Genomic DNA, 14,070 nt, shown 5'->3' with positions numbered 1-14,070 from the left:
GTATATTTCATTTAGTTCAATTTTTTATTGGACTAATTTGAAATAACTAGCGGTATTAGGACAACATTAATGCGCTCTTAGAAATGCTGAATTATAACTTCTCCTTCAAATACTTCCCAGTGATCGATTTTTTCATTTTCACGATTTCTTCGGGAGTTCCTTCGGCGAGTAATTGTCCACCATTTTCGCCACCTTCGGGACCCAAATCAATGATCCAGTCGGCACATTTTATCAAATCCAAATTGTGTTCAATCACCAATACCGAATGTCCTTTGTCTATTAAGGCATCAAACGAAGCCAAGAGTTTCTTGATGTCGTGAAAATGCAATCCCGTTGTGGGTTCGTCAAATACAAAAAGCGCTTTTTCCTTGGTAGCACCTTTGACCAGGAAGGAAGCCAGTTTGATGCGCTGTGCTTCACCACCCGAAAGCGTAGAGGAGGATTGTCCTAATTGCACATAACCTAAACCAACATCTTGCAACGGTTGCAATTTCTGGGTGATTTTAGTTTGTTTATTGGCTGCAAAAAAAGCAATCGCATCATCGATTGTCATTGTCAGGATATCGTGAATGTTTTTTCCGTCGAAAGTGACTTCCAAAACTTCTTTCTTAAATCGTTTGCCGTTGCAGGTTTCACAATGCAATTGCACATCGGCCATAAAAACCATTTCGACATTGATTGTACCTTCACCTTTACAGGTTTCGCATCTTCCGCCATCGACGTTGAATGAAAAATGCTTGGCTTGATAACCTCTAATTTTCGACAGTTTTTCTTTGGCAAACAATTCCCGAATATCGTCATACGCTTTGATATACGTCACGGGATTCGAACGAGAACTTCGCCCAATCGGGTTTTGATCCACGTATTCGATGTGTTGGATTTTGTGATAATAACCACGCATTTCGGTGAATTGTCCGGCTTTTTCGCCAATACCATCCAGCTTTTTTTGCATTGCCGGAAACAGGATTTTTTTGACCAAGGTGCTTTTTCCACTTCCGGAAACGCCTGTAATCACGGTCAGGCATTCCAGAGGAAATTTGACGTCTATATTTTGTAAATTGTTTTCTCTTGCGCCAAGAATTTCAATGTAGTTGTTCCATTTTCTGCGAATGCGAGGTGTTTTTATTTCTAGTTCACCATTCAAATATTTCGCTGTCAATGAAGTCGATTTCAAGATTTCGTCGAAAGTTCCTTGGGCGACTAATTCGCCGCCAAAAGTTCCTGCTTCGGGGCCAATATCGATAATCATATCGGCAGCTTTCATAATGTCTTCATCGTGTTCGACCACGATAACAGTGTTGCCTAAATCACGCAAAGACTGCAATACTTTGATCAAGCGTTCGGTGTCTTTTGGATGCAAACCAATGCTTGGTTCGTCCAAAATATACATCGAACCCACCAAACTACTTCCCAGCGAAGTTGCCAAATTGATGCGTTGCGATTCGCCACCGGAAAGTGTAGCCGAATTTCTATTTAAAGTTAAATAATCTAAACCAACTTCGGTCAAAAACGACAATCGGTTGTTGATTTCTAATAATAATCGTTTGGCAATTTGTTTTTCATAGACATCCAAATCGATGTTTTTGAAAAAAGTGACCAAATGTTTGATAGGTAAATCGACCAAATCAGAAACCGTTTTGGAATTGATTTTCACGTAAGAAGCTTCGATTCGCAAGCGTTTTCCTTTGCAGGAATGACATTTGGTTTTTCCACGATAACGGGAAAGCATCACCCGATTTTGGATTTTATAATTTTTTTCTTCCAATTCCTTGAAGAAACGATTCAAACCTTGAAAATAGCTGTTTCCTTTCCAAACCAACTCTTTTTGTTCATCGGAAAGTTCAAAAAACGGTTTGTGAATAGGAAAATCAAACTTGTAAGCATTGTTTACCAATTCGTCCCGAAACCAGCCCATACTTTCGCCACGCCAAGGGAAAATGGCATTTTCATACACGGACAAAGAAGTGTTGGGAATCACCAATTCTTCGTCAATCCCGATGATATTTCCATAGCCTTCGCAAATAGGACAAGCGCCATACGGATTGTTGAAACTGAATAAATGGACGTTTGGCTCCAAGAAGGTGATGCCGTCCAGTTCAAAATTATTGCTGTATGAATAGCGTTTGTGGGTATTTAATTCCTGCAAATGGCAAATTCCTTTTCCTTCGTAAAAGGCGGTTTGCACGGCATCCGAAAGGCGATTGTAAAATTCCTCTTCGTCCTTGACTACAATTCGGTCAATAATGAGAAGAATGTCTTTGTTGTCTAAAGTATGTCCTTCCGTCACTTCGAGCGGAGACGAGAAGTCGTCCAAACGAACGGTTTCGTTATTGACCAATATTCTGGAAAATCCTTGGTTGAGCAAGGCTTTTAATTTATCTTCCAAAGCTCTTCCGTTTTCGAGATGAATAGGGGCGAGGAGCAACCATTTGCTGTCAATTCCAAATTTTTTCACATCAGTAATAACATCCGAAACCGTATTTTTTTTGACTTCTTTTCCGGAAATAGGCGAAAAAGTTCTCCCGACTCTGGCAAACAATAATTTGATATAATCGTAAATCTCGGTCGAAGTTCCCACGGTGGAACGCGCATTGGTCGTGTTTACTTTTTGTTCAATGGCAATGGCAGGTGCAATTCCCTTGATGTATTCCACTTTTGGTTTGTCTAGTCTTCCAAGGAATTGTCGGGCGTAGGAAGATAAACTTTCCACATAACGGCGTTGTCCTTCGGCATACAAAGTGTCAAAAGCTAAGCTCGATTTTCCGGAACCCGAAAGTCCGGTAATCACCACTAATTTATTTCTGGGAATCGCGACATCCACATTTTTTAGATTGTGTACTTGCGCTCCTTTGATGATTATGTTCTTCTTTGGATCTAGTGTAGAAAGGTCAATTTGCATGTGAAAACCGAATTTTTACAAAAGTAATCAATTTTAAAATGAGAATTACCAATGGACGAATCACAAATTTCTATTGCTTAAGTTGTTTTGCAATTTTTATAATTGAAAAAAATTCGTGTTTTTGGGTTTATAAAAACGGCTTTATTGGTAAAAAAGTATTCGGTTTCCTTGAAGATATTTCCTTTTTAACTTAATTTTAATGTTTTTGCTTGTTTCTTGGGATAAAAATTTGTTAAATTTGACAAAGAATTAACTACAAAAACTATTAGCCTATTTTATAAAACTACTTTTTAGAGAAATTGCTCCAAATTTTTATTAAAAACTAAAAAGTATTACTATGGCTAATATACAACTCCCAGACGCTTTACTGGTGCAAAATTATGTCGAAGGCGACGAAAACGCATTGACAATATTGATCAACAGGCATCAATCAAAAATCTTCGGTTTTATATATTCAAAAATCTCCGATAGAGATATTTCGAATGATATTTTTCAAGATACTTTTATTAAAGTCATCAAAACTTTAAAATCAAGGGCTTATAATGAAGAAGGAAAATTCTTGCCTTGGGTAATGCGTATTGCCCATAATTTGATTATTGATCATTATCGAAAAAATAAAAAAATGCCAATGTTTAGGGAAACAGAGGAATTTTCGATTTTTTCAATTATGTCCGATGATTCTCTTACGATAGAAAATCAAATTATTCAGGATCAAGTTGAGATAGATTTAAAAAAATTAATTGAGGAACTTCCAGCCGATCAAAAAGAAGTATTGGTAATGCGGATGTATCAAGACATGAGCTTCAAGGAAATATCCGAAATAACAGGAGTCAGCATTAATACTGCATTGGGAAGAATGCGTTATGCTTTAATGAATATGAGAAAAATAATCGATAAACATCAAATTGTTTTAACGAATTGACAATATATTGAAAATTACTGCGTTGTAATAAAAAAAAACAAAAACTTTATTACAATATGGCAAAAATTTACTCTAAAAAAACATTAGTTACTAATACAATGAAACCCAAAAAAGAAACCGTTTCTTTTTTATTGAATTACTCAAAAGCGTTAAGCATAATAAAAGTTAACAAAATGAGTTTCGAAATTATGGCTAATTAGGAAAACATCCCGATAATTATCGGGATGTTTTTTTATGGGAATCTTCCAAAATAGTTTTTCTTCCAACTGTTTTAGTAATAATGTCTTTCTCTAAATTCCAACCTCTCGCTGGAGAATATTCACGTCCGTACCAAATCATCTGAAGGTGTAAATCGTTCCAGATTTCCATCGGAAAAATGCGTTTGGCATCTTTTTCGGTTTGAACCACATTTTTCCCGTTGGACAAATTCCATCGATACATCAACCTGTGAATGTGTGTGTCAACGGGAAAAGCGGGTACACCAAAAGCTTGCGACATCACGACACTTGCTGTTTTATGACCCACGGCCGGTAGTTCTTCCAGACTTTCAAAGCTTTGAGGCACTTTTCCACCGTGTTTGTCAATTAAAATATGTGACAAACCGTAAATTCCTTTCGATTTCATTGGCGATAAGCCGCAAGGACGAATGATCTCTTTTATCTCTTCTACAGACATTTTTATCATATCATACGGATTGTCAGCTTTGGCAAAAAGCAAGGGTGTTATTTGATTGACGCGAACATCAGTACATTGTGCCGAGAGCAAAACGGCAATCAACAAGGTATAAGGATCTTTGTGATTTAAAGGGATCGGAATTTCAGGATACAATTCTTTTAACGTATTTATAACGAATGTTACACGTTCAGGTTTGGTCATTTTAGTTTAATTTTGGGTACAATTTAATAACTAAACTTCTAAACTCCTAAACTTCTAAACTCAAAAAATGAAAACATTAAAAAAAGGCGATAAAGCACCCAGTTTTTCAGGAATTGATCAAGACGGGAATTCGCATAAATTAGCTGATTATAAAGGGAAAAAGTTGGTGGTTTTCTTTTATCCAAAAGCAAATACTCCGGGTTGCACCGCAGAAGCTTGTGATTTAAGAGATAATTTCGAACGTTTTCAAGCCAATAATTACGAACTTTTGGGTGTGAGTGCCGATGCCGCAAAAGCCCAAGCCAAATTCAAGGAAAAATACAATTTTCCGTTTCCATTATTGGCCGATGAAGATAAATCCGTGATTCAAGCTTTTGGAGTTTGGGGGCCAAAAAAGTTTATGGGAAGAGAATATGACGGCATCCACAGAACCACGTTTGTTATCGATGAAACCGGAATCATCGATGAAGTGATTTCCGATGTAAAAACCAAAGCTCACTCCGCACAGATACTGAAATAAGGGTTCATTCACGATAATCATCCTATAGTGTAGCACCGGTTTAAAATAAAAGAGCCAGGAAAAAATATTTTTTTCTTGGCTCTTTTGTCTTATATCTGAAGTCTTTTATCTATAAACTAATTAGTTTTCTCCAGCACTTTGCTTGGAGTATATCCAAAAAGCCGGTGTCTCTTGATGATTTCGGCGACACCGAGTGGTAACATGGATTCCCAACCCGATTTATTGTCACTAATCATTTTTAATACTTCACGCGAGAATACTTCCAAGTTTTCAGGGTTATAGTTTTTAATGTCAACAACTTTCCCGTTGAATTTGAAAAATTTATATAATTCCTTCATTCGTGGATGAACTCTTAATGTCTCGGAGTTCATAATCTCACCGTTTTCGTCTATCATTGGATACAAGTACACTTTCATGTCACGGTAGAATAATTTTCCGAAAGCTTCCAGAATTCCTCCGCTTAAATGGCGATAGTATTTTTCGTCAAAAATGTCGACCAAATTGTTTACCCCCATTGCCAATCCCATTCTGGCCTTGGTATATTTGGCAAAATATTCGACAACTCTATAATATTCCTGGAAATTGGAAATCATTACTGTTTGCCCGAGTGAACAAAGCAATTCTGCTCGATCCATAAAATCTCTTTCGTCAATTTCGCCATCGGAACGTAAGTTGGATAATGTAATTTCAAAGATAACCAAGGTGTTTTCGGGATCCACTTTATGCTCTTCTAAAAACATTTTTAATGATTCCTCATACATATCCATGTTAACCTTTGTCACAGGGCGAAAACTTCCTCTTAAAGTAAGAATGTTTTTTTTGTATAATATGGCTGCCGGGAGTATGTTTTTGCCTTCGGGATCAAATATTACGGCATCGGTCATTCCATTTTTTACCAATTGTAAACTCATTAAACGATTGTCAACATCAGCGAAACGGGGTCCCGAGAAATTGATGGTGTCTATTTCTAGTTGATCTTTATCTAAATGGTCATATAAATAACGCAACAATCTTTTGGGATCATTATATTTATAATAAGCGCCATAAATCAAATTTACTCCAAGGATGCCAAGTGTTTCTTGTTGTAATCGAACATCGGTTTCTTTAAAACGAATGTGGATTATGATTTCATTGTAGTCCTCGTCAGGTTCAATTTGATATCGGATACCAACCCAGCCATGTCCTTTAAATTGTTTGGCAAAGTCAATGGTGGCTACGGTATTGGCATAAGTAAAGAAAATTTTATTGGGATGTTTCTTTCTGCTTAATCGTTTTTCTATTAATCCTTCTTCATGGGAAAGCATTTTTTTAAGTCTACTTTCGGTTACATACCGACCGTCTTCTTCAACGCCATAAACGGCATCGCTAAAATCTTTGTCATAGGCAGACATTGCTTTTGCAATTGTCCCGGAAGAACCTCCAGCTCTAAAAAAATGTCTAACTGTTTCCTGTCCTGCACCGATTTCAGCAAAAGTTCCATAAATATTTTCGTTCAAATTGATACGAAGTGCTTTGTCTTTTATTGAAGGAATTTGTTCGATGACTTTGTCACCTTTCAGTTTTATTTCGGTATCCATATTATTTTAGATAGGGCTAATTTGTTACAAAGTTAATTAAATAGGTTTCTAGTGAAAGATAATTAATCCTATTTTTGTAAAATAATTAACAAAAATCGTGCTAGATGAATGTATATTTTTTAGGAACCGGCACTTCACAAGGAATACCTGTAATAGGTAGCAATCATTCCGTGTGCCAAAGTGCTGATTTAAAGGACAAAAGGCTTCGGGTTTCGGTTTGGATTTCTTGGGAAAATCATTCTTACTTAATCGATTGCGGCCCTGACTTTAGACAGCAAATGCTGGTGTCAAATTGTCAAAAAGTGGATGGTATTTTATATACCCACGAACATTCGGATCATACTGCGGGATTGGATGATATTCGTCCGTTTAATTTCAAGCAAGGTGAAATTCCAATTTATGCGCATCAACGGGTAATCGAGAATCTAAAAAAACGATTTGATTACATTTTTGAAATCGAAAATAGATATCCTGGCGCGCCTTCGGTAAAAACGATTGAAGTGGTCAACAATCATCCTTTTTTTATCGGAAATAAAATGGTAATTCCAGTGAACGTGATGCATGGAAATCTTCAGGTTTTTGGATACAGAATTGATGATTTTGCTTATTTGACCGACGTGAAAACTGTAGAGAAAAGCGAAATTAAAAAATTGAAAAACTTAAAAGTATTGGTCGTTAACGCTTTGCGGGAAGAGCCTCATGCCACACATTTCAGTTTACAAGAAGCACTGGACTTTATAGCTTTGATAAAACCTCAAAAAGCATATATTACACACATTAGCCATATTCTGGGTTTTCATGAAGAAGTACAACAAAAACTTCCGAAGAACGTTTATTTGGCGTATGACAACTTGGAAATCACTATTTAATATCACTTAGAAATGAAAAAATCATTATTGCTTTATCTTTTTATTCTTGTCCTACTTTTGAATGTTTTTACCTATATGTATTTCAGCAAGGAACTAACTTTTGAGCAAAACAGATATGTGAAAACGGAGACAAAATTGAAAGACAGCTTGAATTCTATCACTGATAAACTGGCTGATGCCAATTATTTTTCTCTGGCAAAAAACGAAAATGCCCAAAATTATTTCAATCCTGATAATGCAACAAAAACGATTCAAATCGGAAAGTTAATCCCTTTTGTGACAGAAAAATTAATGGATTTGAATGCTAATCCCAAGGGAAATCCATACATAGGACAAGATCAAATTGGTGCCAATAAATTCATCATCAATAAAGTGAGAATATTAAACCACCGCTGGATTATTGCCGATTTTAGCGACGGAGAATATTGGGGAGAAGTTTTGTTGAAGTATTTCATCAATGATGATGAAACGGTTTCATTCGAGACAATCCAATCTTTGATATACCAGAAATAAGTGTTCAGTATTCAGTCGCAGTTTGCAGTATTTTTGTGACTGAAAACTGCGACTAAAGACCACTTCTGCATAAGCCAATTTTTGAAATCATAAAAGTTTTGCGGTGAAACTCCGTGTCCAATTGGATATTCTTTATAAATCGTGTTGATACCTAAATTTTCCAAAAAAGGTTTTGCTTTTCGTCCCCATTCCACGGGAATTACTTGGTCGACAGTTCCGTGTGAAGCAAATATTTTTAGATTTGCAAACGAATTTTTTAAATAATTTTCTTCAAGAATTTCCTGATTAACATATCCACTCATAGCCACCACTCTTTGCACTTTTTCTGGATGCGAAAGCGCCACGGCATAACTTAAAATCGTGCCTTGGCTAAAACCGATTAATGTCACATTTGTGGCGTCAATAGGATAATTATTAATCAATTCGTCAATAAAATGGGCTATCAAATCTCTTGAAATTCTTGCTTGTTCATTGTCCGAAAATTTATTTTGATCGGCATCAAAGTTGATGGCATACCAAGCATAACTTCCGTATTGCATATTGTAGGGAGCACGGGCGGAAACAATATAATATTCATCGGGAAGTTCGCTGGCAAAAGAAAATAAATCTTCCTCGTTGCTGCCATAACCGTGAAGTAAAAGCAAAAGTGGGTTTGTGTCCAACTTTATTTTGGGTTCTCTAATGAGATATTCGAGTGATAATTTCATTTGCCTACGTTATATTTACAAACCATTTTTGGAAATAATTCCCCAATAAAGGAATCGGTTTTGTTTCCCCATTGATGGCACTAAAAATTCCGTAAGTCCACAGAACAGAGAGGAAAACCCACATTGAAATGGAAATCATTGGGTTGTCAAAATTGCTGATGATTAATCCCAAAGAAATAAAAGTGATGGATAAACCGAGTGCTTGACGAATATGAAAGGAAGCAAATGAATTCTTGTTTTCAGAATTCATCGACATTGCAATGAAGACACCAATGATTAAAATATAGCTTGTTATGGCGGCTGTTTTTCCTTTTTCGATGCTGTTGTTCTCCATATTTTTCGATTTAAACCTCAAAGGTTTTGAAAACCTTTGAGGTTTTACGCTTTTTTAATTACAAAACTAATTTTCCCTGATTATAAATTCCATATACTTTTCCTTTCATCTCTACTCCAAGAAATGCTGAATTTTTGGATTTTGACAAGATATTTTCTTTTGTAAAAATGCTTTTTCCTTCGGGATTGAATAAGGTGATATTTGCCTTTTCACCTTCTTTTATCGTTTGCGTTCCGATTCCAAAAGTGGTTTTTCCCAAAGTCAGTTTTTCAATCACTTTTTCCAAAGGCAACATGGTCAACAATGCTCCAAAAGCATTTTCCAAACCAATCGTTCCGTCTTTGGCTAAATCAAATTCCATCTTTTTGTGCTCAATATCAATAGGATTATGGTCAGACGTAATCATGTCGATTGTATTGTCCAGAATTCCTGCAATCAATGCTTTTCTGTCAGTTTCTGTTCTGAGAGGAGGCGAAACCTTGTATCTCGTGTCGAAACCTGCTATTTTTTCATCGGTTAAAACCAAATGATGCACGGCAACGCTGCAAGTTACGTTCAAACCTTTTGCTTTGGCTTCTTTAATTAGTTGAACTGATTTTGCTGTTGAAATCGTTGGAATGTGCAATTTTCCACCAGTATATTCCAGTAGAAATAAGTTTCTGGCGATTTGTAATTCTTCGGCCAGATTTGGAATTCCTTTCATTCCTAATTTTGTTGAAACAACACTTTCATTGGCAACTCCGCTTCCTTTTATGTTGGAATCTTGGGCAAAAGCAATAATCAATCCGTCAAAATCCTGAACATATTGCAAGGCTATTTTTAGTAAATTGGCGTTATCTAAACTCTTGTTGTAATCTCCAAAAGCAACAGCGCCCGCATTTTTCATATCAAATAATTCGGTCATATCCTTGCCTTCACTTCCTTTTGTCAAAGCGCCAATCGGGAAAAGCTGCGTGGCAAATCCGTTGGCTTTGTTTTTTACAAAATTAATTTGGGATTGATTGTCGATAATCGGGAAGGAGTTGGGTTGCAAAGCAATGGCGGTAAAGCCGTTTTTTGCCGCGACAGTCAATCCGTTTGTGATGGTTTCGCGGTCTTCAAAACCGGGTTCGCCAAGGGAAACGCTGCTGTCAAACCAACCTTGGGAAAGATGCAGGTTGTCGAGTTTTATTTCGTCTGAGTTTTCTGAATTGGGAAGTGATGTTCCTATTTTTTTGATAATCCCATCAACAATTAAAATATCAACTGTTTTGTTGTGAAAAGGACTTTCTGAATCGATGATTTTTGCTTCCCGGATGATTATTTTCATTTGTAGCTTTTTATTGTTTTTTAATGGTCAAATGGAATTCGCATGATAAATTTTCGTTGTTGGGTCGAATTTTCGTTTTGCTCATTTCATAGTACTTGTTTAATTATTTGAATCTCGTTTTTACTTCACGAAACGTATAATTGCCATTTCGGTTGCCAGAAAAAGCAATGCAAAGATAACAAACCATTTCCAAATTTGATTGTCATTTCTGCTGGTTTGTAAGGTGTCGAAAACGGTGGTAATGGAATCAATTTTTTTATGGTCGGAAAGTAGATTTTCATTGGCTTTAGCCAAATTACTTTCGGTTCTATTATAATTGAAACTGATGTTTTGCAACCACTCTTTTTGTTTGTAAATTCCAAAATTCCCGGCTTGTTCCGGAAAATCATTGAAAGTCAATTTTACCTTATTATTCAGAATTTGTTGAATTGGGATAAAGGTTTCATTATCATTTTTAACATTCAAAATTTCGTCTTTTGACAAAGTCACGTCGACTAAAAACGGATAGTTATTTCCGATTGTCAGCGCATTTACACCCTTGTTTTGATTGTTCAATGCCATTTTATAAAAGGTGGGCACAATCAGGGGTGATTGCTGAAAATTTGAATTCTCCAAATTTATTGGCGCTGCAAAAACATAGACTGACGTGATTGGATTGTTTATCGAGGTCAAAAAGGCGGTTCGGCCTTCATAATACAACACCGCTGGGTTGGAGCTGGATATTTCAAAGGAAGTTTTTGTTTTTGGATACTGGAAATTATCAATCTTGTTTTCGAAAACGCCACTAAATAAAGGATGATTGAAGTTGATTTTGGTCACCAATTTTTCTTTGTTTTCCAAAGATTTGAATTGGATGGAACCAAAAATCATCAGAAACTGATTCAGGTTTGCTGTCGAATTTGTAGCCGAAGGAATGACAACGAGATTGCCGCCTTTCTTCGAAAATGATTTCAAGGTGGTTTGAAGTGCTTGCGGAATTTCGTCCAGTTCATTCAACACGATGGCATCTTGTTTTTCGAGCGAATTGTAATCCAAAGAACCAATCGCGAAATTACTGTAATTGAATTCGTCGTTGGTGTAAATTCGGGAAAGGAAGTTGCTTTTTTCTGGTGTGCCAATGCTGATTACGTTGATTTTTTCGGGTTTAGAAATGCTGAAAAATAAGGTATTGTCATATTCCAATCCGTTATCGGTGATGGAAGCATAACCGAGGAAATCTTTTTTCGGAATAGTGAAATAGATTATTTTTTGCTTGCCTCCAAACTTGGTCAAGGTCTTTGCAACCAGTTTGTGTTGGTCATATAAAGCCACCGGGATGTCCTTTGTTTCTTCACCATAAGCCGATAATTTCAGCCCAATTTCATAGAAATCATCCAAAGTTTGATGGATGAAAACACTGTCGACGGAGACGTTATTTTTATGCTCCGCTTTCGGAATAATGAAATAGGTGTTGAAATCTTTGTCGATACTTTTCAATTGTTTTGGTTCCAAACCAATAGCATCAGTAATAACGACAATATCTTTGTTGAAAACTGATTTTCTGGATTTTATTTTCACCATTGCGCTTTCCAGTTGGAACGGAAAGGGGCTGTATTTCAGGTTTTGCAGTTCTTTTTGGATTGATTTTATATCCGTGTTCCAGAAAGTTTGGGAATTGGTAATCAGCGAAAAAGTTTGGTTTTCAGGCATGTTTTCGAGCAATTCTTGTACGGCTCTTTTCAGGAGTTCCCCTTTTTTTCCTTTGGCCTGCATCGAAAAGGAATTGTCCAAAACGATATACATTTCGTTGGAGCTGTTTTTGGTGTCTTTGGCTTTGAAAAAAGGTTGTGCAAACGCGATAATAATGCAGGTTAACAACAATAAACGAGTGGCTAAAAGCAGCCATTTCTTGATTTTGGAACTCTTTCTGGTTTGGATGGAAAGCTCCTTCAAGAAACGAACATTCGTGAAATATTCTTTTTTGAAACGCCGCAATTGAAACAAATGAACCAGAACCGGAATCACCAGCAAGAATAGAAAATATAGGATTTCTGGGTGTTTGAATTGCATTTTTCAAAGATAGTATTTTGATTTTAGTCCCGAAAGCTTTCGGGATTAGAAATTGGATTTCAGATTTTGTTGGAATTTAGATTATATTTGAGGAATGAAATTGGCAAAAGCTTATTTTTTTATCAATTAAATGATATTTAGAAGAGGTTTGTGTTTAATGTTTAACAATATTTAAATTTAATATTTTGAAAAAAGTTGCTATTATATTCTTGATAATACTTTCTTTTAAATCGTATTCACAAAGTGAAAAAGTAATCGGTAAATGGATAAATTGTGTTTCTTCCTGTGATGGAATACAAATAAATAAAAATGTTTGTACTAATGTTGAATTCAAATCTGATCAAACTTTACTTATTACTTATCCAGGACGAAAAGAAAATCTGATTTGGAAAATTGAAAATCAGAATTTATCTTTTTTAAATTCTAATAAAGAAGAAGAAAGCAGTTTGTTTTTAATTTCTGAATTATACGTTTTTAAATTTAATGACAATTTTGATGAATTAATTATAAGTGAAAAAGCTAATGAGAATTGTTTTATAATACTTGGAAAATCAGACAGTGCAGAATAAATTCATTAGTGTTTGATTTACAGAGTATTGATTTTAAGTAACAGATTGAACTATAGTATAATAATATTATATATAATGGAATAATTATGACACAAGAAACTGCGTTACAACTTTTTGAACAAAAGCAAGTTCGTTCTTTATGGAATGAGGAGGGAGAAAAATGGTATTTTTCCATTGTTGATGTTGTAGCAGTATTGACAGATTCTATAAATCCAACGGATTATTTAAAGAAAATTAGAAAAAGGGATGTAGAGTTAGGAAGCTACATAGGGACAAATTGTCCCCAGGTAACCATGCTGACCAATGGCAAAAAACGAAAAACATTAGCAGGAGATACCAAAGATATTTTTAGAATCATTCAATCCATTCCGTCACCAAAAGCGGAACCTTTCAAGCTTTGGTTAGCCCAAGTGGGTAGCGAACGACTAGACGAAATGCAGGATCCAGAAATTGGAATTGACAGGGCTTTGCAGCATTATTTGCAATTGGGTTATTCTGAAAATTGGATTAATCAGCGTTTAAAAAGCATTGAAATCAGAAAAGAACTTACCGATGAATGGAAAAGCAAAGGATTAAAAGAAGGTGCACAATTTGCCATATTAACCGATATTATTACCAAGGCTTGGTCTGAAAAAACAACCAAAGAATATAAAATTTTGAAAGGGTTGAAAAAAGAAAACCTTCGGGATAATATGAGCAATACCGAATTAATCTTGAATATGTTAGCCGAAGCTTCGACCAAAGATATTTCACAAGCGGTAAACCCAAAGAATTTTAAAGCAAGTCAAAAAGTGGCCCAACAAGGCGGCAATGTTGCCAAAGTAGCCTTGAAAGAACTGGAAGCCAAAACGGGTAAAAAAGTGGTTACGAGTATTTCTGCGAAAACACTTTTGGAAAACAAAAATAAGAATGAATAAAATTACTTA

At 35.8% G+C, this 14,070-nt stretch carries 14 protein-coding genes; 7 read left to right on the top strand and 7 right to left on the bottom strand.

Going from position 1 to position 14,070, the window contains the following annotated elements:
• Positions 1 to 91 precede the first annotated feature (91 nt).
• Entirely contained in the window at positions 92 to 2,899 is a 2,808-nt protein-coding gene (gene uvrA / locus B2145_RS04715) for an excinuclease ABC subunit UvrA (RefSeq protein WP_291098942.1), read from the bottom strand.
• Between the two features lie 337 nt (positions 2,900 to 3,236).
• Between uvrA and B2145_RS04710 the strand changes: the two genes are divergently transcribed.
• A complete protein-coding gene (locus tag B2145_RS04710) occupies positions 3,237 to 3,821 on the top strand; it encodes an RNA polymerase sigma factor (RefSeq protein WP_291098939.1) in 585 nt (194 codons plus the stop codon).
• Positions 3,822 to 3,877: 56 nt separating this feature from the next.
• Positions 3,878 to 4,021 (top strand): hypothetical protein, encoded by a 144-nt coding sequence (locus B2145_RS04705; protein ID WP_291098936.1) that lies wholly within the window; start codon positions 3,878 to 3,880, stop codon positions 4,019 to 4,021.
• A gap of 16 nt (positions 4,022 to 4,037) precedes the next feature.
• Here the strand turns inward: B2145_RS04705 and B2145_RS04700 are convergent, their stop codons facing one another.
• Positions 4,038 to 4,697, bottom strand: coding sequence for an endonuclease III domain-containing protein (locus tag B2145_RS04700; protein ID WP_291098933.1), 660 nt, complete (start codon positions 4,695 to 4,697; stop codon positions 4,038 to 4,040).
• Between the two features lie 67 nt (positions 4,698 to 4,764).
• Here B2145_RS04700 and bcp point away from each other — a divergent pair, with 67 nt between their 5' ends.
• A complete protein-coding gene (gene bcp, locus B2145_RS04695) occupies positions 4,765 to 5,217 on the top strand; it encodes a thioredoxin-dependent thiol peroxidase (protein ID WP_291098930.1) in 453 nt (150 codons plus the stop codon).
• 116 nt (positions 5,218 to 5,333) lie between these two features.
• Here the strand turns inward: bcp and B2145_RS04690 are convergent, their stop codons facing one another.
• Positions 5,334 to 6,794, bottom strand: coding sequence for a TonB-dependent receptor (locus B2145_RS04690; protein WP_291098928.1), 1,461 nt, complete (start codon positions 6,792 to 6,794; stop codon positions 5,334 to 5,336).
• Positions 6,795 to 6,898: 104 nt separating this feature from the next.
• Between B2145_RS04690 and B2145_RS04685 the strand changes: the two genes are divergently transcribed.
• Both B2145_RS04685 and B2145_RS04680 read left to right on the top strand, forming a co-directional pair.
• Complete coding sequence (locus B2145_RS04685; protein WP_291098925.1) at positions 6,899 to 7,663, top strand: MBL fold metallo-hydrolase; 765 nt, start codon at positions 6,899 to 6,901, stop codon at positions 7,661 to 7,663.
• Between the two features lie 12 nt (positions 7,664 to 7,675).
• The gene (locus tag B2145_RS04680) at positions 7,676 to 8,176 is read left to right on the top strand and encodes a hypothetical protein (RefSeq protein ID WP_291098922.1); all 501 of its coding nucleotides are present in this window, start codon (positions 7,676 to 7,678) and stop codon (positions 8,174 to 8,176) included.
• Positions 8,177 to 8,187: 11 nt separating this feature from the next.
• Here B2145_RS04680 and B2145_RS04675 read toward each other — a convergent pair whose 3' ends face one another.
• The 4 genes from B2145_RS04675 to B2145_RS04660 form a co-directional block, all read right to left on the bottom strand.
• The gene (locus B2145_RS04675; RefSeq protein ID WP_291098920.1) at positions 8,188 to 8,883 is read right to left on the bottom strand and encodes an alpha/beta hydrolase; all 696 of its coding nucleotides are present in this window, start codon (positions 8,881 to 8,883) and stop codon (positions 8,188 to 8,190) included.
• Positions 8,884 to 8,887: 4 nt separating this feature from the next.
• Positions 8,888 to 9,217, bottom strand: a complete 330-nt coding sequence (locus B2145_RS04670; RefSeq protein ID WP_291098917.1) for a hypothetical protein — start codon at positions 9,215 to 9,217, stop codon at positions 8,888 to 8,890.
• 58 nt (positions 9,218 to 9,275) lie between these two features.
• Positions 9,276 to 10,526 carry a dihydroorotase gene (locus B2145_RS04665; protein WP_291098914.1) on the bottom strand — a complete coding sequence of 417 codons (1,251 nt, stop codon included), beginning with the start codon at positions 10,524 to 10,526 and terminating at the stop codon, positions 9,276 to 9,278.
• 120 nt (positions 10,527 to 10,646) lie between these two features.
• Positions 10,647 to 12,575 carry a vWA domain-containing protein gene (locus B2145_RS04660; RefSeq protein ID WP_291098911.1) on the bottom strand — a complete coding sequence of 643 codons (1,929 nt, stop codon included), beginning with the start codon at positions 12,573 to 12,575 and terminating at the stop codon, positions 10,647 to 10,649.
• A 185-nt stretch (positions 12,576 to 12,760) separates the two neighbouring features.
• On the opposite strand from B2145_RS04660, the gene B2145_RS04655 reads away from it, so the two are divergent.
• Positions 12,761 to 13,144 carry a hypothetical protein gene (locus B2145_RS04655; RefSeq protein ID WP_291098908.1) on the top strand — a complete coding sequence of 128 codons (384 nt, stop codon included), beginning with the start codon at positions 12,761 to 12,763 and terminating at the stop codon, positions 13,142 to 13,144.
• Positions 13,145 to 13,230: 86 nt separating this feature from the next.
• On the top strand, positions 13,231 to 14,061 hold the full coding sequence (locus B2145_RS04650; RefSeq protein ID WP_291098905.1) for a BRO-N domain-containing protein: 831 nt from the start codon (positions 13,231 to 13,233) through the stop codon (positions 14,059 to 14,061).
• The last annotated feature ends 9 nt before the right edge of the window (positions 14,062 to 14,070 follow it).

The organism is Flavobacterium sp. UBA5153 (assembly GCA_002413745.1).
Taxonomy (GTDB): Bacteria; Bacteroidota; Bacteroidia; order Flavobacteriales; family Flavobacteriaceae; genus Flavobacterium.
This window is presented reverse-complemented; position numbering and strand designations above follow the sequence as displayed.

Excerpts from the sequence above, each read along its gene's own strand:
- uvrA (WP_291098942.1), bottom strand. The coding sequence starts at position 2,899 with ATGCAAATTGACCTTTCTACACTAGATCCAAAGAAGAACATAATCATC.
- B2145_RS04710 (WP_291098939.1), top strand. The coding sequence starts at position 3,237 with ATGGCTAATATACAACTCCCAGACGCTTTACTGGTGCAAAATTATGTC.
- B2145_RS04705 (WP_291098936.1), top strand. The coding sequence starts at position 3,878 with ATGGCAAAAATTTACTCTAAAAAAACATTAGTTACTAATACAATGAAA.
- B2145_RS04700 (WP_291098933.1), bottom strand. The coding sequence starts at position 4,697 with ATGACCAAACCTGAACGTGTAACATTCGTTATAAATACGTTAAAAGAA.
- bcp (WP_291098930.1), top strand. The coding sequence starts at position 4,765 with ATGAAAACATTAAAAAAAGGCGATAAAGCACCCAGTTTTTCAGGAATT.
- B2145_RS04690 (WP_291098928.1), bottom strand. The coding sequence starts at position 6,794 with ATGGATACCGAAATAAAACTGAAAGGTGACAAAGTCATCGAACAAATT.
- B2145_RS04685 (WP_291098925.1), top strand. The coding sequence starts at position 6,899 with ATGAATGTATATTTTTTAGGAACCGGCACTTCACAAGGAATACCTGTA.
- B2145_RS04680 (WP_291098922.1), top strand. The coding sequence starts at position 7,676 with ATGAAAAAATCATTATTGCTTTATCTTTTTATTCTTGTCCTACTTTTG.
- B2145_RS04675 (WP_291098920.1), bottom strand. The coding sequence starts at position 8,883 with ATGAAATTATCACTCGAATATCTCATTAGAGAACCCAAAATAAAGTTG.
- B2145_RS04670 (WP_291098917.1), bottom strand. The coding sequence starts at position 9,217 with ATGGAGAACAACAGCATCGAAAAAGGAAAAACAGCCGCCATAACAAGC.
- B2145_RS04665 (WP_291098914.1), bottom strand. The coding sequence starts at position 10,526 with ATGAAAATAATCATCCGGGAAGCAAAAATCATCGATTCAGAAAGTCCT.
- B2145_RS04660 (WP_291098911.1), bottom strand. The coding sequence starts at position 12,575 with ATGCAATTCAAACACCCAGAAATCCTATATTTTCTATTCTTGCTGGTG.
- B2145_RS04650 (WP_291098905.1), top strand. The coding sequence starts at position 13,231 with ATGACACAAGAAACTGCGTTACAACTTTTTGAACAAAAGCAAGTTCGT.